The sequence below is a fragment of the Emticicia sp. CRIBPO genome (assembly GCF_009905725.1).
Taxonomy (GTDB): domain Bacteria; phylum Bacteroidota; class Bacteroidia; order Cytophagales; family Spirosomataceae; genus Leadbetterella.
In genome coordinates, this window is record NZ_JAAAKV010000011.1 from 91,641 (window position 1) to 110,856 (window position 19,216).

A 19,216-nucleotide genomic window follows, 5' to 3' on the forward strand; every position below is an offset into this window, starting at 1 on the left:
GTTTTGTGACCATACCTCGGGGGTGTGACTAACTAAAACACTTATAATCATACGATTAATTTACAAAAACAACCCATATGTATACTTTTCTATATGTATTGACTTTCACATACTAATAAGTTATCATTGTACTTATGAAAACTTTTTTACAGGTCAGCATCTTACTCTTATTCATACTATCTTGTCACTTACAAGAAACAGATTTCGATGTGAAATATGAAAATATCGAAATAAATATTCCGGGAAGACCCGGGCCCTGGTTAAAACATAATGGTAAGTTGTATTGTTTTTTTAGTACAGATAACGACAGGTACAGCTCCGTTCCAACCCATCATTTTTATATTCTTGATGAAAAGGGAAAGATAGAGTCAAGAATTGTTGTTCCAGAAAAATTGCAAACTTTCTATTATGATTTATACATGAGGAATGACACCATTTTCACGACCGAGTACTACGATCAAAATACTTTCTATTTAGAAAAAGACAAGTGGATAGAAACTAAAAAAGGCATTGACTTATTTTATGAAGACAATAATTACAATGTTTATTCCTTAGATTTTGGAGAATGGGGCGGTACTATTTGGTTTGAGGATAAAAAAACACGTAAACAATATGAGTATTCGATTACAAGCCCTATTATTAACAGATTAGAAAATGCCTATTTCATAACTTCCGGAAGCAAAATTCTAAAAATTGACAATCCACAAAAAATGGAACTTAGTAAACTGCCTTACGATTATAAAAAGGTTGTTCTCGAAAAAAAAGATTTTCGAAATCCTAATCACCATTCCTTAAAAGGGGCTGAAATTATCTACGATCATAAAGGTGATAATCCCGATGATTTAAATCCCAGATTTCCGATTATGACCTCTTTCATTTCAAATAATAGGCTATTTCATATTTATAAGGACAGCATTTCTACTAAAATCGGAAAAATCGAAAATAGAAATTTAACTCCGGTTTATAATTTCAAATTTGACATCCAACCATTTCAATGGCATTACGATTGGAGAAATCAAATTCAAAATAACAGTTATCAAACATTTCAGTTTTTTGCAACGGACAAAAAAGATTATGGCATTTTAGAAGTTGATAAAAACGACATCACTATAACAACTTTTAAAAATTCTTATAAAGAAACAGTATTTGGCGAGACCAGAATTAATAAATGGTTCGAGAAATATTTTGAATACTATTTCAGGAATTTTGACAGCATCGCTCTACAGGAAATTGAGTCTATCGAGCAAAAGGAGAATGCCACAAACATTACCCAGAAAGATACCATATTTCACCATTTATTAGACGGTAGAGAAATTCCAACCCCAAAAATTTATAGAAAAATAGAAAATTCCAATCTGAGTGTAAATATATTGTATTATTATACAGCAAAAGAAAAAACGCTCGAACTTATTGAATTCGAATGGGGAAAAAACCTGACAAATTTTAAGAATGCTGAAGGTTTAAATACAGATTCCGAGAATCAAAACAAATCCAATATATTATATAAATCAAAATTTGATTGGATTTCGAACTATCTTTTGAGGAAATTTGGAAAACCATACTATTACGAACAAGACGATAAAAGTAAAACTCAGGAATGGATAACTGGAAATAAAATAATAGAATTGGTTTATAATCAAAACCTGGTTAGGCTAACGATGTACAAAAAACGCTGAAATACATTCTAAACGATTTGATGTCAGCCACTTTAAGAATCAGGTACAACACAAAACTCAATCTTAATCTTTCAATTGAGGTTTAGCTATAATTCCGACCATTATGCCATGATTTCGATCCAAACCGACAAAAGTTATCAGACATCAAAGAAGACTAGCTTACAAAACAGCTTAAAAACGAAACCATGAAAAAAGTAATCGCAGCCATCAACATGACGCTCGACGGGTTTTGTGACCATACCTCGGGGGTGCCCGACGAAGAAGTACATCAGCATTACGCCGACTTGCTGAGAAGTGCTGGCATCGTGTTATATGGCAGGATAACTTATCAATTGATGGAATACTGGCGGACCGTATTGGAAAATCCTACCGGCGATAAAGCCATGGATGACTTCGCCGCCGCGATCGACAACACCCCCAAACTTGTTTTCTCCCGCACCCTGAAAAATGTGGATTGGCAAAGTGCAGAATTAGCCAGCCAGGGCCTGGAGGAAGAAATATCGGCACTTAAACAATCTGACGGTGATAAAGACATTTTTGTGTGCAGTCCTAGCCTGATTGTCGCATCAACAAAGCTCAATTTGATAGACGAATACCAACTTTGCGTGCACCCGGTTATTGCAGGAAGTGGTTTGACTTTGTTTAAAGACATCAGCGAGAAAATTACGCTTAAACTTACCAATACCAGGACGTTTGGCGGGGGTGCTGTTATTCTTTATTATGAGGCTGGGAACAGCCGTTAACCCAGGTTTCATGCCTGACAAGATTGACAATAAAAAACGATTGAAATTTCTCAAATTAGACAAAAAAAATTGTGTCCCCGGGGGCTAACCAGATACGTTATTCCCGCTTTTAATAATCATTAAAATGAACGACGAAAAAGCACATAGTCAGCTGACAGCTATTTGGAATAAGTACAATCAGGTGAGATTGACTGGAGACAGAAAGGCGGCTAATAAGATCTTAGCGGACTATATTGATTTATTAAAACAACAAAACGAAAAGGATATTAAAATAATCGTTGACAATATTTGTAGCTTGGCTCTGGATGGTGACAAGAAAATAACATGCAGCAACGAAAAAGAAGAATCTGACAAAGACACCAGAATTCAACATCCCCTTTTTAAAGAAATTATCTTACCAATACTTCAGGATCAATATAAAAGGGGCAGTGCAGAGCATATTAAATGGATTGGCCAGATGGAGCAGTTTTTCTATTCTGATTATACAACGACAAGAGCATTCTTAATAGATTTAAGTATACCGGGATATTTCGAAGCGAGACATTTTTTTGAAAAATCGTTTGCAATTGACTTCGATCAAAAGACACTTACGTTATTGCTGGATAAAATTGCCCGGGATATCAATTATTATACACACGAAGTTCCAACAGGTGTTCTTGTTTATCCGGAAGTTTTAAACAAGGAAATAATGGTTTTTAGACATTATTGGCAGCAGTGCGATAAAAAGAATATTTGGGAAGATGTTTTGAAGGAATGGGAGTTGATTGCAAAACACTGGGCAGTTTATTGTTCAACCCAAGACGAATATGACAACTTTGAAAACTATTTAATGAAAAACAAAATTCAACTTAACTAGAAAGATACTAAATTGAAGTCAATGATCACCATATATGGAAGTACTCAACCTTAGTACACTCCATCATACGATCCTCAGATTACAATTTAAACCCATTTAACCCTCAATAACAATTGCATGAAAACAAAAATAACTACCCTCCTCCTCTTCATCACAGTGCTTGCTTACGGGCAGGTTGACAGCACCGATCTGATTGTGGAACGTATCATGAAGGAGCAAAAAATTGTTGGGCTTTCGCTGGCGGTAATCAAAAATGGTCAGCCGGTGGTCAATAAAGGCTATGGTCTGGCCAATGCGGAGCTTAATGTGCCTGTAACAGCAGAGACGGTCATCCGGCTGGGTTCTGTCAGCAAACAGTTTTTTACGACCGCCATTCTGAAACTACAGGAAGAAGGAAAACTGAACATTGAAGATCCCGTGCACAAGTTTTTCCCCGACGCCCCCGAAACATGGAGGCCGATCCAAGTGAAACACCTGATGTCGCATACCTCCGGGCTGAAAAGAGAAGCCCCCGCCTATAACAATTCTGTTATTCAGCCTGACCTGGTGGTCATCAAATCTGCGTACCCCCTGCCGCTTGACTTCAAAACCGGTGAAAAATACCAGTACTGCAATCTTGCCTATTTTATGCTGGCAGAAATCATCACACAGGTAAGCGGCAAGCCCTGGCAGGATTATATCAAAGAACAGTTGTTTGTCCCTGCAGGCATGAAAAACAGCAGCATGACTGACTTTTACCCCGTTATTCCTAACCGTGCCAGTGGCTACATGCACAAAAAAGGTGTACTCCTGAATGCTGACGCGATGATTGCCGTGCGACCGAGCGGCGGATTTCTTTCTACCAGCTCCGACATGATTTTGTGGGACAAGGTACTGAGAGAGAAAAACAGCATCCTCAGAAAAGAAAGCTGGGATTTGCTGTGGCATCCTTTCATCAAAACAACGACCGATGCCGCCTCAAAAGCCCATTACGGATTTGGGTGGATCATTGACGAACGCAAAGGACACAAGGTCATTGAGCATGGCGGTGCCAATACCGGTTTCCGTTCTCACTATACCCGTTTTGTCGATGACGACCTGAGCATCATCATTATGACGAACACGGACGAGGCCTTCCCGGCGGTCATTGTGCGGGCTTTGGCCGATTATTATTTCAGAAACAAATAAAAGGTTTTGAAACAAAACTCCGGCCCGGTATCTTAACAAACCCGATCACAAAAAATCTTTCCCGGACTGGACAGAGGAAATTGTCGACATGATTGCCGAAGGTGACAAGGTAGTAACCCGGTATAAATCGACGGGCACTCATCAGGGGAATTTTAACGGCGTTGACTCCACAGGAAACAAAATCACAATCTACGAAACCTCCATTTACCGAATAGCCAACGGAAAAATTGTTGAACAATGGGGATTCCCGGATGAGGTAAGTTTGAGGAATCAGTTGGCGGGGAAGAAGTAGGACTGGAAAGTTCATAGGACGTAGCTTTATTACAGTCGGATGGCACCTACAATCATAAAACTTTTTGTTAAATTTGAATTATGACTTTTCTCCTCTGCAGAAATACGAAACCCCCCAAACCTTATAAATATGGCAATAGTCAATGAAAGTAACAAAATAGAATTTTTCAAGTTTTTAAATGGCGACATATCTATTTCTGACTTCGAGAATTTTATATACAACACAACTGAATTGGAGCAGCAACTTGATGAAAACATTTACTTTGAACTTATTTCAAATGACTTCAAAGACAAGAATGTAATCACCAGACTTTCCAACCTGATTAAGAAAGAAATAATTGAAGAGGGGCAGTTCGAAACGTGGAAGCTTCGACAAGTTCTTAAAGCTCTCATCAATGATTCTCAAAATCTACCCCTCTATCTTGACAAATTGTATCACGCTTATTGCGGAATTTACCAGGATAAAGAAAAAAGAAAATACCAGTTAAAATTCTTAGCTAATCTTGGCCTCAATTATATATATTGGATTGATGAAGCCTACATGAAAGTAAATTACAAAGACAGGTGGAAACAAGAATACGATAAAAGTTTGCAGAATCTTGAATTTTATCATCAGCAACTTAAACCATTTGCAGAGGAGGTTTTATCTGCTTTGGACAATATGGACATTGTTATATTAAACGACGGCAATTACCAAATTAAAGATGAATTAAAGTCAAAATTAGAAACCGATAAAATTTATACGCTTGAACACCCAAAAAGCTAACATCGATTTCAGTCAGGCGGGCTAAACCTGACCACCACCGAGATTCAAAATTCAACTACAATTCTTTAAAATGTAATTGATCCATTTCATACATTTACTTCCTGAATCTTACAAACTCCAATACACATCTATGCAAATCTCCATAAATGCAAAAGAAATTCTTAGTCAGATTGACCAGAACACCAAACTGGGCGATTTGCGGGAAATCGCAAAGGATATAAAAAAAGACCATGAACTAGCCATGGAAATTTGGTCGTCGGGGCAATACCTGGCCCGGCAACTGGCCATCCTGATTATGGACAAAAAGCTGCTGACACAGGAATTGATCAATAAACTGGACGAAGACATCAGCCGACACAAACGCGATGAAAGAAACCAGCTGATCGACTGGCTGATGGCCAACCAGCTCGCCAAAGACAAGAAAACAGTCAGCCTGATGGAATCATGGGAGCATAGCCCGTCAGCACTTCAAAGACGCATTTTCTGGTACTACCAGGGGCGTTTGCGTTGGGTGGGTCAGACACCTCCTCCAAACAGCGAACAATTGCTCTCCCGTATTGAAGCACGGATAGAAAAAGAAGAACCGGATGTACAATGGGCCATGAACTTTACGGCAGCCCAGATCGGCATTTTTCAACCTGAATATCGTGCCAGATGCATTGCCCTCGGCGAGTCTACAGGACTTTACAGAGATGAAATAGTGGCAAAAAACTGTACCCCTAATTATCTGCCGAAATATATCGCCATACAAGTGGCCAAACTGAATAAATGAAATGCCGGGAGCAGCGGCGGGCATTTCCGAAACCATACCAACTCAAACAATGGACAGCAATGCTTTAAAAAACTTATTTCAAAGTGTAACACCAATCGCAGAAACGGAGTGGCAGCATTTTGAACAATATTTTACATCCCGGAAACTGCTCAAAAATGAAACGTTGTGGAGAGAAAATGAAATTTGCAAGCACCTGGTTTTTATAACCAAAGGTCTTATTTATGGTTATCACAACAGAGAGGGCAAAGAAATTGTCACAAATCTCTACTTTGAAAACGCTGTGTTTTATGACGACTACAGCTTCATAAAACAGGAACCCTGCTTGTTGACTTATGTCGCCCTGGAAACCACCGAACTCATTGTCATTCCAAGGATTGCTTTGTACGAGATGTTTGACAGATACAAATCTTTTGAACGGTTAGGGCGGATGATGGTGGAGCGGCAGCATACTATTTCTATCCGGGAACAGCTGAATTTTAACAGCAACAAAGCAGAAGAAAGGTATCTGAACCTGCTTAACTCCCAACCCGGTTTCATACAGCGGGTTCCTTTAAAGATCATCGCTTCTTATCTGAACATTACCCCCGAACATTTAAGCAGGATCAGGAAAAACATCGCGGATTTAAAGGCTTGACATTCATCAATAAAACGGCTTGCTTTCTTAACAAATATCAAGTGTATTTGCTGATTCCCGGCTGAACTTTGCGGCTCACTATTGATAAAAAAGAATGAGCAGACCAATTTTTCTGACCATCGCTTCCTTCATTGCACTTTCTGTCGGAGCTTTCGCATTACTGTTTCCCGGCGTCTTATTAGAGAGTAAAGGAGTTGCCCCTTTGGCTGCCACCTCAGTTTGGATGAGAGAGACAGGACTATTGCTGCTTACCCTCGGGATCATCAACTTCGCCGTGAGAAAGCTCAAACCTTCCGGAACTTTGAAAGCACTGCTTTCTGGAAACATCATCATTCAGATCGGTTTATTTGTCATCGAATTGCTTGCATACTCTAATGATGTCATCACAAAGCTATCAGGCATCATTCCAAATCTGATACTCCATATTTTGCTGGCAATCGGATTTGTTTACTTCCTGAAGACAATGGATTTAACAACTGATAATACTGAACCGAAATGAAAGACCATTCACATTTAGAAATCTGGGAAGCCTACAGTGCATCCTGGAGCGAACCGGACGAGACCATCCGCAAAGAAATTTTATCCGAACAGCTGTCTCCTGATTGTAACTACAAAGACCCTGATGTTGACATTTCAGGGATAGAAAATCTTTCAGATTACATGGAAGAATTTCAAAAAGGGCTGCCGGGGGCAAAATTTGTAATCACAGATTTCAAAGTTCACCACGACCAAAGTCTCACACACTGGAATATGGTTGACAGCCACGGAAACACTTTAAGCCAGGGAGCAAGTTTTGGCATGTACAGGAATGGACAACTCATAAAAATGACCGGTTTCTTTTGAAATACATAAAAGGATATGGACATAGAGAACTACAGAAATTATTGTATTTCAAAAAAAGGGGTTACCGAAAGTTTCCCCTTTCCCGGTTTACCCAACCTGTTGGTTTTTAAGGTGGCCGGCAAAATGTTTACAGCCACAGACATTACCACTTTTGAAAGCATCAGTTTGCAGGCTAAGCCTGAAGCTATTGACGAACTCCGGGCCGCGTATCCTGCTGTCACAAAGCACAAATATTTCAGCGGACGACATTGGAATCTGGTGCACATGGACCATTCAGTTCCTGACAAAACTCTTTTTGAATGGATAGACCATTCCTACCATCTGGCGATCTCAAAACTTACGAAAAAATTGCGGGCAGAATCAGGTTTATAGAGTGTGCGGTGAAAAAATGAATTATTCACCGCAAATATGCGGCGAATAATTCATCCGGACGGATACAATGCTGCTTCTGGTTTACCATGAAAAAGGGTATCTCCCGGTATAACAGCAGGAGTTTTTACCAGGTTAGGCAAGAATGGCTCCTGCTAGAATAAACAAAAGGACATGGTAATGTGATAACTTATATTATTTTTGCGACAACAACAGTAAGGTCAATTGATAAACTAACAAAACATTGAAAAAATATGGAACAGAAGAAAGGAATAAACTTTTTTTTCGCAATTATCGCCATCATTCTGGGCTCGGCTATCTACAAACAATTTGACTTTAAAAGTCTGACATTTGAGAAGCCTGCTTTAGCCGCTCTTTACATCATTGTCTTTGCAGCCTCCATTTATCTCCTGGTTAAAGACTACAAAAAAAGACCTGAAAAGTGAAAATGCATGCTCAATCCATTAAGATCAGGACAATACCTGAATAATCTGCAAAAAACTTAATGTCCTCATCCAATGAAATATTGTTTTTTTTCAGTGCCCTGGGAGCTTTCAACGGCTTCCTGCTTTCCCTGTATTTTGCCATAAATGCCAGAAAGAAAATTTTTACAAACTACTTTTTATCCCTGCTGCTGCTGGTTTTAAGCATCAGGATCATCAAGTCAGTATTTTTCTATTTCAATCCCGGCTTATCCAATATTTTCATTCAGACCGGTCTTTCTGCCTGTATCCTGATTGGCCCTTTTCTTTTTTTGTACCTGAAATCATCCACAGAAGACAAAAAACCAAACTGGATCATACATGTGATCCCCTATTTATTGCTTATGACGATAGCAGGCGTTTTTTATCCATATGTTGATCATCGTGTTGTCTGGAGCAGGTGGGTCGTAAAAGCAATATATCTGCAATGGGCCATCTACATTATTTTATCTTTAAAATACCTCCGCCCTATCATCCGGAAACTCAAAGAAAAACAAAGTTTAAAGAAATTAGACATCTGGGTCGGCAGCATCTATTTGGGGGTGGTTATCATATGGGTAGCCTATGCTTTTGCAGCTTATACCTCTTACATTGTCGGGTCATTGTCATTCACATTCATTTTATTCCTGATGGCCTTGCTTGTAATTTTCAGGAATGGCGATGACATCAGTTTTTTCCAGGAGAAAGAAAAATACAAAAACAAGGAAATCGATCAGGAGACCCTGGAGAAAATTGAACAGAAACTATCCGTAATGGTTGAAAAAGAACTGTTTCTCAATCCGGACTTCAGCCTTGAAGAGGCCGCGAAGGAACTGAAAGTCACAAGGCATCTCCTGTCACAATATGTCAATGAAATACTAGGCAAATCTTTCTCAAACCTCGTTAAAGAGCTTAGAATTGAAAAAGCAAAGAAGTTATTGGAAACACAGAAAAACTATACCATCGAAAGTTTGGGCTACGACAGTGGCTTTACCTCAAAATCAACTTTTTTTACTGCATTTAAAAAGACAACCGGCCTAACACCCGCGGAATATCAGAAAATACACTCGAAATGAGTTCCAGATTATAGAATCATACTCCTGTTTTATAAACCAAAGCCTTCAAAAAGCGGACTGTTCAGACATTTGCCCTCATTGTTTAACAATTAAAAAAACTAAAAAATGAGAACAGTGTTTTTATTCATCGGCTTCAGTCTTTTCTTTCTCAATGCCAATGCCCAGGCAGCAGATACCACCAGTGACTGGAACCAGATCCAGAAAACGTTATACCGTTACATAGACGGCCAGGCCACCAGCGATTCGGTGATGGTAGGACAAGCCTTTCATGATTCGTGGCAACTAAAGTTTTTCAGAGATAACGAATTTAAAGTAATTACTAAGTCACAATACCTCACAGGCTATAAAAAACGGGACACGAGACCCGCCAACTGGTCGGGCCGTATCGTGTTTATTGACATCTCCAACGACATAGCCGTAGCAAAAGTCGAGATCAGTACTTCAAAGCTGTTATTCACCGATTATTTCAATCTTCTGAAAACCAACCGGGGCTGGCTTATCGTCGATAAAACTTCCACCAGGATTCCTCACAAAACGGTCGAAGTACCCGCACAAAAGCCAAAGGAATGATGCAAACCTGTAGAAAGAAGCTATTTTTGTAATCGGATTTCGGCAGTATGATCAGGCGGGGCAAACCTCCGCCTGATCTTGTTTTGAAATATGAGTTTACTGCTATCTTGTTAAAATCGCTTTTTGTCATTTGGCAAATGATTCCATTTTTTATTGAAGCATCTTTGCCTCATTATTAACATCAAAAAATCAGGATAATGACAAAGACAGTTTTAGTAACGGGGGCTTCAGCAGGGATCGGAAAAGCAACGGCAATTTATCTGGCCCAAAACGGTTATCATGTTTATGCGGCGGCCCGCAGAACAGAAAAAATGGAGGAACTAAAGGTGCACGGTATCCGGCCGGTCGCTTTGGATGTCACAAAAGAGGAAAGTATTGTTTCATGCGTAAACCAGGTTTTCAGTGAAGCAGGAAAAATTGACATCCTGATCAACTGTGCAGGTCTGGGCTCCTATGGTGCCCTGGAAGACGTCCCGATGTCGGAGGCCAGAAATCAGATCGAGGTAAACCTGTTTGGCACCGCCCGTCTGATCCAGCTGGTTTTACCGCAGATGCGTAAAAACAAATCAGGCAAGATCGTAAACATTTCGTCTGTCGGAGGAAAAGTCGGTTTACCCATGGGTTCCTGGTATCATGCAAGTAAATTTGCGATAGAGGGTTTGAGCGATTGCTTGCGTAATGAAGTAAAACCATTCGGAATTGACGTTATTGTTATCGAACCGGGCGGAACAAAATCAGAAATGACGGCAATAGGAGCCGCTGACATGATGAGGGTTTCAGGAAAAACCGTCTACAAGGATTTTGCAAAAAGTATAGAAAAAATGTATTCAGCAATGGAAAAGAATGCTGTTGAACCCGTTGTCATTGCAAAGCTGATCAGAAAGGGCATTGAAGCCGGAAAACCTGAAACACGCTATGTGGGCGGAACGATGGCCAGGCCGATGCTGCTTATGCGAAAATTATTTTCAGATAAACTGTTTGACAAAATGGTGATGAGCCAGATGAAATAAAACTATGGAAGTACTTATCAACTATTTATTGCAATTCGGCCATCTGAATCAACAGCAGATTGATTTAGTCAAAAGCAAAGTGGTGGTCAAAGAAATCAGGAAGGATGAATATTACCACGAAGCAGGAAAAATACCCCGGGAGATTATTTTTCTGACCGAGGGCATTATGAGAGTTTGCTATTACAACAACAAAGGCGATGAAATAACCAAGTATTTTATTGATGAAAACAAGTTTCTGGCAGATATAAACTCGTATAACCAGGAAATACCCTCCACCGAGTATATACAGGCCGTTACCGATTGCAAATACTTTGTGCTTTCAAAAAGTGCGATGAAGGAACTGTCTATGACGATCATCGAATGGGATAAGATAGTTTCGAAAATTACGGCAAAAGGCCTGGCAGATAAAGTCAACAACATCAGCCCGATGATGACAGAAGACGCAAAGGAACGCTACCTTTCTTTTTTTGAGAAATTTCCGAAACTCGCCAACCGGATTCCGCTTTCTCATCTGGCTTCGTATCTGGGTATCACGCAGTCGTCATTAAGCAGAATCAGGAAGAACATCCGTTAATTTTTTGCAAACACTCCACCCCCAACCGTTGCCTAAGGGGTTTGAGGTATGGATATGTGACTTTCCTCATATGAATATTATTGCTAAATTTGAGCTGGTCAATAAAACATCAAACATGGAAAACAAAAAATCAATATCGTTTCCTTTACTCATCTGTGCCATCATTATAGGGGTGGCATTATTCAAACAATTCGACTTTCAAACCCTGAAATTTGAAAAACCATGGTTGGTGGCGGTTTACTTAATTACGTTCGCAGGCATCGTTTATGTCCAGATAAAGAACGTTAAAAGTAAATAATAACACCGGGCCGGAATCCGGAATTTTATTGAACCAAATGATACTTCAATAAAGACCCAATAAATACCCTGTTTTTATGTTATTTATCTAAAAATGAAGCCATGAATCCGAAAAGAATATGGGCAAATTTTGCCGTCAGCGACTTAGGCAGAACAACGCGATTTTACAATGCATTAGGCTTTAAGCCTAACGGCAAACATTCCGTCACCAATGAGCTCACAAGTTTTTTAGTGGGCGATGACAATTTTGCCATCAACTTTTTCCTGAAAGACATACTCCAACCCGCTATGAAGGGCGAGCTAACGGACCCGAAAGTCTCCAACGAAATTATTTTCACACTTTCTGCTGAAAGCAAGAGCGAGGTGGATAATTGTGCAAAAGAAGTTGAGAAAGCAGGCGGAAAACTCATTTCAGAGCCGGAGGAATTCGGAGAAGGATATTACGGCTTTGTTTTTGCAGACCCCGACGGACATAAGTTCAATGTATTTTACATGTAAGCGTACTGTCAGACCATTCTCAAAACTTCAGGCTTTGACAAATCTCATTCACACCATGTCATGTCTTATCACGGCAGACCTGAAAACTCCTGTCTTGTTCCATACCTGCTTGTTTTCTTCGACTGCTTACGCTCAAGCTGCAAACTGAGTAAAGCTTACATTTCTGCTTCCCGTCTTCGAAATAAAAGGCTCTTCATGGTTATTTATAAGGCAACGATGGCCCGGTTTATCTTTCATTCTCAGCACATTAAAAGCAATATCTTTTTCGTCTATTGAAGAATTTATTTTAACTTCGATTATTAATATACTTCTGGTAGTTTTAAACTACAAAACATGAGGCTAGATAAACAGGGAAACTCAAACCAGGATAAATGATAGAAATATACTTCAAAGCAATATTGGATAATAGCCCTGAGAGTATCGTTCTCATCGGTAAAAACCACGAAGTTTTAGCATTCAATAAAACTATCAGGGAGGTATTGTATCAATATCACAACCGGGAAATTAAAGAGGGGGATTTCTACTATCCTGATTTTGTAGTTGAAGATAGCCGGAAACTATATCTTGAAGCCTACCAATCTGCAATAAACGGTACACCATTTTGTGTTCAGCATCTTACTGAAAATGATGCCATCTCTTATTGGTTTGAATATAAACTGCAGCCCGTTTATTATGAAAATGAATTACTAGGGGTAACATTAAGTGCAAATAATATCACTAAACAAAAAGAGGCCGAATTAGAGATCATAGACCTTTCGAAAAAATTCAAGGCTATCCTGGACAATACCGATGAATCCATCATCTTACTCGATTTGAATTATAAAATTATGGCCATAAATCAGATCGCATTAAGAACTGTACCTCATGACTCCAGCCAGGAGACTCTGATAGGCCGAGACATCAGAGATTTCATCCCGGATAAAGACAATTTATTTTATGACTACTATTCGAGAGCTGTCAATGGAGAAAGTACTTCAGTTGAAATTCCTTATCAAAATGTAACAAAAGATCTGATATGGTATCAGACTACATTTAACCCTGTTTACGACGAAAACAAACTGTTAATAGGTGTTTCTGTTTTTGCAAAGGACATAACAGATACGAAGCGGAAAGACAACCTCATATCTGAACAAAATACAAAATTAAAAGATATTGCCTGGCAGCAGTCACACATCATCAGAGCCCCTCTGGCCAGAATCATGGGAATCATCTACTCACTTACTAATGATGACTTTGAAGAAGAGGATAGAAACTACCTGTATAAAGCCATCCTTGATAGTTCAAACGAACTGGATAATGCAATAAAAAGTATAGTCGACAAAACCAGAAAACCTAAACCTGACGCGGGTTAAGGGCAATGGTTTCCAAATGGCCGGTTTAGATGTACTACTTTTTATAAACCTTCAATCCGGCTTACGGGAAATTTCTCCTTCACCATGTTGGGTATGTTTTGTTTTCCGGACGGGCAAATCTATAACTTTCAAGTCCAGGCATCCACTTTATCTTCAGGATTTATATTGAACTCCTGAATCGCCAGCGTCGGCTTATCAATACAAGGGCAAAACCTTTGTACACCATGTGTTGTCGTATTTTGTGAAATATTATTTAAATTTACATTAGTTTTTACTTACCTGCCATTCATGAAAACCATACTTTTTGCTTTGTCTATCCTGTTTTTTACAACTTGCCGGGCACAGCTGACAGATAACTCAGTTATAGAGGCCCTGAAAAATAAAGTGGCCGATAAAACCTACCCTAAAATCGATGCCATCATTGTTAAACAACAGGATAAGATCATATTAGAGGAATATTTCAACGGATTCAAAAAAGATACGCCGCACGACACCCGTTCCTCTTTCAAGTCTGTTACGAGTATTTTGGCAGGAATCGCCATCGACAAAAAACTGATGACCCTTGAGGACAACCTTGGGAAGTTTTTCCCGGAGCTTAAAGACGTAGCCAAACGCAAAATCAGCGTTCAGAATTTACTGGAGATGCGGTCGGGATTAAACTGCGAAGAGTATTATGACATAGGCCCTGAATGCGAAACCGAGATGTCTAAAACCGAAGATTGGGTTGCCTTTTGCCTGGGGGTCGATTTAATCAGGCAGCCCGGACTAAACTGGTCGTATAACTCAAACGAACCCATGCTCATAGGAGAAATCATAGCACGGGCCAGTGGCATGACCGTCATGAAATTTGCAGAAGAAAACCTTTTCGGACCTTTGGGAATCACTGATTATAAATGGACGGTTTCGCCTAAAGGCCAGGGAATGACGGCAGGTTCATTTTACATGAAGCCTGCAGATATGCTCAAAATTATTGAGATGGTGAGTAACGAAGGCCAATGGAATGGAAAACAAATTGTAAGTAAGGATTGGATCAAAGCATCTGCAAATTGTCATATCCCCATTGATTTTTCATTTACCCGGTTTTCCAGACTCCCCAATGCACAATATGAAAGTGCCCGTTACGGCTTCTTCTGGTACAGAGAAAATCTGAAATACAAAGACATCAGCACGGAGGTCTTGTTTGCTTCCGGAAATGGCGGACAATACATGATGATAATTCCCGAATACAAGCTGACTGCGGTATTTACGGGGAGCAATTACGGCAACTGGAGAGGTAAGCTTCCTTTTGAAATGCTTTTGAAGTATATTATCCCTGCCGTTAAAAAACAAACGACAGGTAAGTAAAAATGACCCAGACCGCAAACATAATTAACAGCATAAAATGACACCTTTTTCACTTTTCAGACAATGGTTTGACGAAGAACTCCAACTGACCAAAGTCAGTATACCTTCAGCTTGTTGTTTGTCAACCATCGGAACAGACGATTATCCCAATGCAAGATTTGTTTCGCTCAAAGCAGTGGCAGATAACAGCTTTATCATAACCGGGAATTTAACTGCAAGAAAAGGTGTCGAGATCAACGCAATCAACAAAGTGGCACTGACTTTCTGGTGGACAGAAACCGAAAGGCAGGTAAGAATACAAGGCAATGCCACGAATATTGACAGCGACCTGGCCGACAAGTATTTTGCTGAACGCAACAGGGACAGCCAGATCGTTTCAATCGTAAGTAATCAGGGGCAACTATTAAATGACATTGAAGCACTGAATAAAAAATACAGCGACATTGAAACTGAATTTACAAACCAGCAATTGAAAAGACCCAACAACTGGGGCGGATATGCAATAGAACCCATCAGAATTGAATTTTTAGCGTTTAAGCCAACCCGTTTTCACGAAAGAAAACTGTTTGAACTGACGGATGGCCATTGGACGCTGACAGAATTACAACCCTGATGCAATTCTTACTACTGGCGAACAGAGATCTTTTAAAATAGATTCAGCGGTCAAAGACCTGGATACATATACAAATCTAAGCAAGCTATCTGGCATTAACTTTCTCCTATCATTAAAGGAGTAATCATACACCTCATTCATCTTCAGAAATTTTTACTCTGTCAAAAAAATATTTCACAAAAAAGTTTGTGCAACCAAATAATTGCACTTATATTTGCAACCAGATAGTAGCAAATAATTTACCATGGAAATAAGGAGAGACATTTTTCAGGCCATCGCAGACCCTACAAGACGGGCCATTATTGTACTCATTGCTTTGCAGGCGATGACACCCAATGCACTTGCAGAACATTTTCAGACCAGCAGGCAGGCGGTATCAAAACATATCAAAATACTGACGGAATGCGAACTGGTAAAACAGCAGATTTCAGGCAGAGAAATTTATTATTCACTTGAAATAGACAAAATGAAAGAAGTAGACCAATGGATGGAACAATTCCGCAAAATCTGGGAAACCCGTTTCAATCAACTTGAAGATTTATTAAAAACAATGAAATAACAAAAAAATGAACAACATGCTATTTGATTTCAACTTCGACAAACCGACAAAAATGGTTTACATCAACAGAGAATTTGCTGCAGACCTTCCGAAGGTATGGGACGCTTTCACCAAACAGGAAATTCTTGATCAATGGTGGGCACCTAAACCCTTTACCTCCAGGACAAAAATCATGAATTTTGAAGAAGGCGGACGAAGGTTTTATGCAATGGTAAGCCCTGAAGGAGATGAACGCTGGGCCGTTCATCAATACACTTCCATTACCCCGAAAACCAATTTCAAATTTTTCAATGCCTTTTCGGATGAGGACGAAAACCTTCAGTTACCAGGTTCTGACTGGGATCTGAGCTTCAGTGAACAAAACGGCATAACAAAAGTCAGCATCAGCATTTACAACGAGTCCATTGAACGCCTGGAGGCACTTCTGGAAGGTTTCAAACAAGGCTTTGCCATGACCTTGAATAGTCTCGAAGAGTTGCTGGCAGAACCAAACGCTGATTCGTGATTCTCAGGATTGCATTATGATGTGTATTTCTTGAGCTAATATCGTTTATGCCATTAGTTTTCAACACTTTAAATGACAATTATTTTATAGTATATTGTGACCTTAATTAAAGTGTCATCTTGAAAAAACTAACAGACTCTCCCAAAAACTAAACTTAGCATGAAAACATTTTTGACATCAGCCATTATCGTGGCAGCAAGCCTGACAAGCCAGTCTTTTGCCCAACAGGTTGTACCCTCCTTTGAGCAGGTCATTTCCCTGCGGAGTGCCGGTTCGCCAGTTATTTCTCCGGATGGAAAACTGATTGCGTATGGTGTATCCACAACCGACTGGAATGATAACCGGGTCGATACCGAAATATGGCTTTCAAGAAACGGGGCTAAACCGTTTCAACTGACCAACACCGCCAAAGGAAGCAGTACAAGCCCTGCTTTTTCTCCCGACGGGCAGTGGCTTGCTTTTCTGACTGACCGCGGAAATAAAAGCCAGATTTATGTGATCCGGACAGACGGAGGGGAAGCCATGCCTATTACAAAGGAAGAAGAAGGTGTCAATGGTTTCGACTGGCATCCCTCCGGGACAAAATTCGTTTTATTGAAAAATGAGAAAGAGAACAAAACTAAAAAGGAACTTGAGAAGCGATACGGAGGGTTTGAGGCAGATGATAAAGAATTTACTTTATCCCATTTATGGCAGGTGGAATTTAGTCCCGAACAGAGAAACCCTAATGAACTGCCTTGTTATGAGCAGGCAGATTCATTAAAAGCGAAGGCAGGATGTATCGAATTGCCCAAGGCTCAGCAATTGACGGAAGGGAAATACACAGTTAATTCTTTTCTGATTTCACCGGACGGGACGAAAATTGTTTTCGTACACCAACCCGATCCCCTGATCAACTCATTTACAAAATCAGACATTTCCCTGCTGGATATAAGCAGTAAAAAAATAACTCCCTTAGTTACCAATCCGAGTTCTGATGACATTGAGGCCTGGTCGCCTGACTCGAAGGAAGTGCTGTTTACCACCAGTCTTGCTGACACCACCTCTAATTTTTACACCAATCCAAAGTTGTTCAGCATCAATATTACAGATAAAACGACACGGCAATTAGCCAAGAACCTGGATGAGTATTTCGGGGGGTTAGTCTGGAGAAGCACCGGAATTTACACTTCGGCATTCAATAAAATGAAGCGGCATCTGTACAAGATTGATCCCAGGACAGGAAGTCACACCGTGTTGTTAAACGCACCTGACCAGATCTTTGATTTTTCTGTCTCAAAAAGCGGTGAGCGTCTGGCTTTTTCAGGAAGAAATGATGATCAGATTACTGAGATTTTTACCTTATCAACGGCTTCACCCAAGCCTGAAAAGATAACCGACTTCAGCAGTCAGATTGCCAACTGGAAAACGGCTCAAAGCGAAGTAATCAGCTGGAAAAGTAAGGATGGTGCCACCATTGAAGGGGTATTGCACAAACCGAAAAATTATGATCCGACAAAAAAATATCCGTTGCTGGTGGTCATACATGGAGGCCCTACGGGTATTGACACCCCGACACCCGTTCCTTCTTATGTCTATCCTATCGTGCAATGGCTGGACAAGGGTTGCCTTGTACTTCGCCCGAACTATCGCGGATCGGCAGGATATGGTGAAGCATTCCGTTCGCTCAATGTAAGGAACCTTGGAGTGGGTGATGCCTGGGATGTGCTGTCAGGAGTTGATTACCTGGATTCCAAAGGTTTGATTGACAAAAACAAAATGGGCTGTATGGGATGGAGCCAGGGAGGGTATATCTCTGCCTTTTTGACCACTACTTCCGATGTGTTCAAAGCTGTTTCTGTGGGTGCAGGCATTTCAGACTGGATGACGTACTATGTGAACACCGATATCCATCCGTTCACCCGGCAGTATTTAAAGGCGACCCCATGGAGTGATGAAGAAATTTATAAGAAGACCTCCCCTATGACTTACATTAACCAGGCCAAAACACCCACCTTGATCCAGCACGGAGAATTTGACAAACGTGTGCCGATACCCAATGCTTATCAGTTACTGCAGGGACTTCGCGACAAAGGTGTGCCTACAGAACTGATTGTATATAAAGGCTTCGGACATGGTATTAATAAGCCGAAAGAACGACTTGCAGCCACATGGCACAACTGGCAGTGGTTTAACAAATATATCTGGGGAGAAGAGGTTGTGATACCTGTAGGCGAAGTGAAGAAATGACAGCATAATTC

General features: G+C 40.2%; 23 protein-coding genes and 1 pseudogene. All 24 read left to right on the forward strand.

Annotation, left to right across the window (positions count from 1 at the left end; all coding sequences use genetic code 11):
- Positions 1–209: 209 nt before the first annotated feature.
- The 24 genes and pseudogenes from GVN16_RS21270 (at position 210) to GVN16_RS21385 (ending at position 19,205) form a co-directional block, all read left to right on the forward strand.
- Positions 210–1,676, forward strand: coding sequence for a hypothetical protein (locus tag GVN16_RS21270; RefSeq protein WP_166565969.1), 1,467 nt, complete (start codon positions 210–212; stop codon positions 1,674–1,676).
- Between the two features lie 185 nt (positions 1,677–1,861).
- A complete protein-coding gene (locus GVN16_RS21275; RefSeq protein ID WP_166565970.1) occupies positions 1,862–2,419 on the forward strand; it encodes a dihydrofolate reductase family protein in 558 nt (185 codons plus the stop codon).
- A gap of 124 nt (positions 2,420–2,543) precedes the next feature.
- Positions 2,544–3,275, forward strand: coding sequence for a hypothetical protein (locus GVN16_RS21280; protein ID WP_166565971.1), 732 nt, complete (start codon positions 2,544–2,546; stop codon positions 3,273–3,275).
- 117 nt (positions 3,276–3,392) lie between these two features.
- Entirely contained in the window at positions 3,393–4,442 is a 1,050-nt protein-coding gene (locus GVN16_RS21285) for a serine hydrolase (protein ID WP_166565972.1), read from the forward strand.
- 61 nt (positions 4,443–4,503) lie between these two features.
- Positions 4,504–4,734 (forward strand): annotated as a pseudogene (locus GVN16_RS21290) (ester cyclase); the annotation flags it as partial.
- A gap of 129 nt (positions 4,735–4,863) precedes the next feature.
- Complete coding sequence (locus GVN16_RS21295; protein WP_166565974.1) at positions 4,864–5,499, forward strand: hypothetical protein; 636 nt, start codon at positions 4,864–4,866, stop codon at positions 5,497–5,499.
- Between the two features lie 130 nt (positions 5,500–5,629).
- Positions 5,630–6,271 (forward strand): DNA alkylation repair protein, encoded by a 642-nt coding sequence (locus tag GVN16_RS21300; protein WP_166565975.1) that lies wholly within the window; start codon positions 5,630–5,632, stop codon positions 6,269–6,271.
- 1 nt (position 6,272) lies between these two features.
- Complete coding sequence (locus GVN16_RS21305) at positions 6,273–6,905, forward strand: Crp/Fnr family transcriptional regulator (RefSeq protein ID WP_166565976.1); 633 nt, start codon at positions 6,273–6,275, stop codon at positions 6,903–6,905.
- Positions 6,906–6,999: 94 nt separating this feature from the next.
- The gene (locus GVN16_RS21310; RefSeq protein ID WP_166565977.1) at positions 7,000–7,404 is read left to right on the forward strand and encodes a hypothetical protein; all 405 of its coding nucleotides are present in this window, start codon (positions 7,000–7,002) and stop codon (positions 7,402–7,404) included.
- Positions 7,401–7,748, forward strand: coding sequence for a nuclear transport factor 2 family protein (locus tag GVN16_RS21315; protein WP_166565978.1), 348 nt, complete (start codon positions 7,401–7,403; stop codon positions 7,746–7,748). The genes GVN16_RS21310 and GVN16_RS21315 overlap by 4 nt, the downstream gene beginning before the upstream one ends.
- Before the next feature lie 15 nt (positions 7,749–7,763).
- Positions 7,764–8,120 (forward strand): MmcQ/YjbR family DNA-binding protein, encoded by a 357-nt coding sequence (locus GVN16_RS21320; RefSeq protein ID WP_166565979.1) that lies wholly within the window; start codon positions 7,764–7,766, stop codon positions 8,118–8,120.
- 251 nt (positions 8,121–8,371) lie between these two features.
- Positions 8,372–8,563, forward strand: coding sequence for a hypothetical protein (locus GVN16_RS21325; RefSeq protein ID WP_166565980.1), 192 nt, complete (start codon positions 8,372–8,374; stop codon positions 8,561–8,563).
- A gap of 59 nt (positions 8,564–8,622) precedes the next feature.
- Entirely contained in the window at positions 8,623–9,654 is a 1,032-nt protein-coding gene (locus GVN16_RS21330) for an AraC family transcriptional regulator (RefSeq protein WP_166565981.1), read from the forward strand.
- 105 nt (positions 9,655–9,759) lie between these two features.
- Positions 9,760–10,224 (forward strand): nuclear transport factor 2 family protein, encoded by a 465-nt coding sequence (locus GVN16_RS21335; RefSeq protein WP_166565982.1) that lies wholly within the window; start codon positions 9,760–9,762, stop codon positions 10,222–10,224.
- A gap of 197 nt (positions 10,225–10,421) precedes the next feature.
- Entirely contained in the window at positions 10,422–11,234 is an 813-nt protein-coding gene (locus GVN16_RS21340) for an oxidoreductase (protein WP_166565983.1), read from the forward strand.
- A gap of 4 nt (positions 11,235–11,238) precedes the next feature.
- The gene (locus GVN16_RS21345; RefSeq protein WP_166565984.1) at positions 11,239–11,808 is read left to right on the forward strand and encodes a Crp/Fnr family transcriptional regulator; all 570 of its coding nucleotides are present in this window, start codon (positions 11,239–11,241) and stop codon (positions 11,806–11,808) included.
- Positions 11,809–11,923: 115 nt separating this feature from the next.
- Positions 11,924–12,106, forward strand: coding sequence for a hypothetical protein (locus GVN16_RS21350; RefSeq protein WP_166565985.1), 183 nt, complete (start codon positions 11,924–11,926; stop codon positions 12,104–12,106).
- A 101-nt stretch (positions 12,107–12,207) separates the two neighbouring features.
- On the forward strand, positions 12,208–12,603 hold the full coding sequence (locus GVN16_RS21355) for a VOC family protein (RefSeq protein WP_166565986.1): 396 nt from the start codon (positions 12,208–12,210) through the stop codon (positions 12,601–12,603).
- 371 nt (positions 12,604–12,974) lie between these two features.
- Positions 12,975–13,955, forward strand: coding sequence for a PAS domain S-box protein (locus tag GVN16_RS21360; RefSeq protein ID WP_166565987.1), 981 nt, complete (start codon positions 12,975–12,977; stop codon positions 13,953–13,955).
- A gap of 288 nt (positions 13,956–14,243) precedes the next feature.
- On the forward strand, positions 14,244–15,299 hold the full coding sequence (locus GVN16_RS21365) for a serine hydrolase (RefSeq protein WP_166565988.1): 1,056 nt from the start codon (positions 14,244–14,246) through the stop codon (positions 15,297–15,299).
- A gap of 37 nt (positions 15,300–15,336) precedes the next feature.
- The gene (locus GVN16_RS21370; RefSeq protein WP_166565989.1) at positions 15,337–15,912 is read left to right on the forward strand and encodes a pyridoxal 5'-phosphate synthase; all 576 of its coding nucleotides are present in this window, start codon (positions 15,337–15,339) and stop codon (positions 15,910–15,912) included.
- Between the two features lie 250 nt (positions 15,913–16,162).
- Positions 16,163–16,471: a helix-turn-helix transcriptional regulator gene (locus GVN16_RS21375; protein ID WP_166566079.1), complete on the forward strand. Its 309-nt coding sequence runs from the start codon at positions 16,163–16,165 to the stop codon at positions 16,469–16,471.
- Positions 16,472–16,478: 7 nt separating this feature from the next.
- Complete coding sequence (locus tag GVN16_RS21380) at positions 16,479–16,976, forward strand: SRPBCC domain-containing protein (protein WP_166565990.1); 498 nt, start codon at positions 16,479–16,481, stop codon at positions 16,974–16,976.
- Between the two features lie 159 nt (positions 16,977–17,135).
- A complete protein-coding gene (locus GVN16_RS21385) occupies positions 17,136–19,205 on the forward strand; it encodes a S9 family peptidase (RefSeq protein ID WP_166565991.1) in 2,070 nt (689 codons plus the stop codon).
- Positions 19,206–19,216 lie beyond the last annotated feature (11 nt).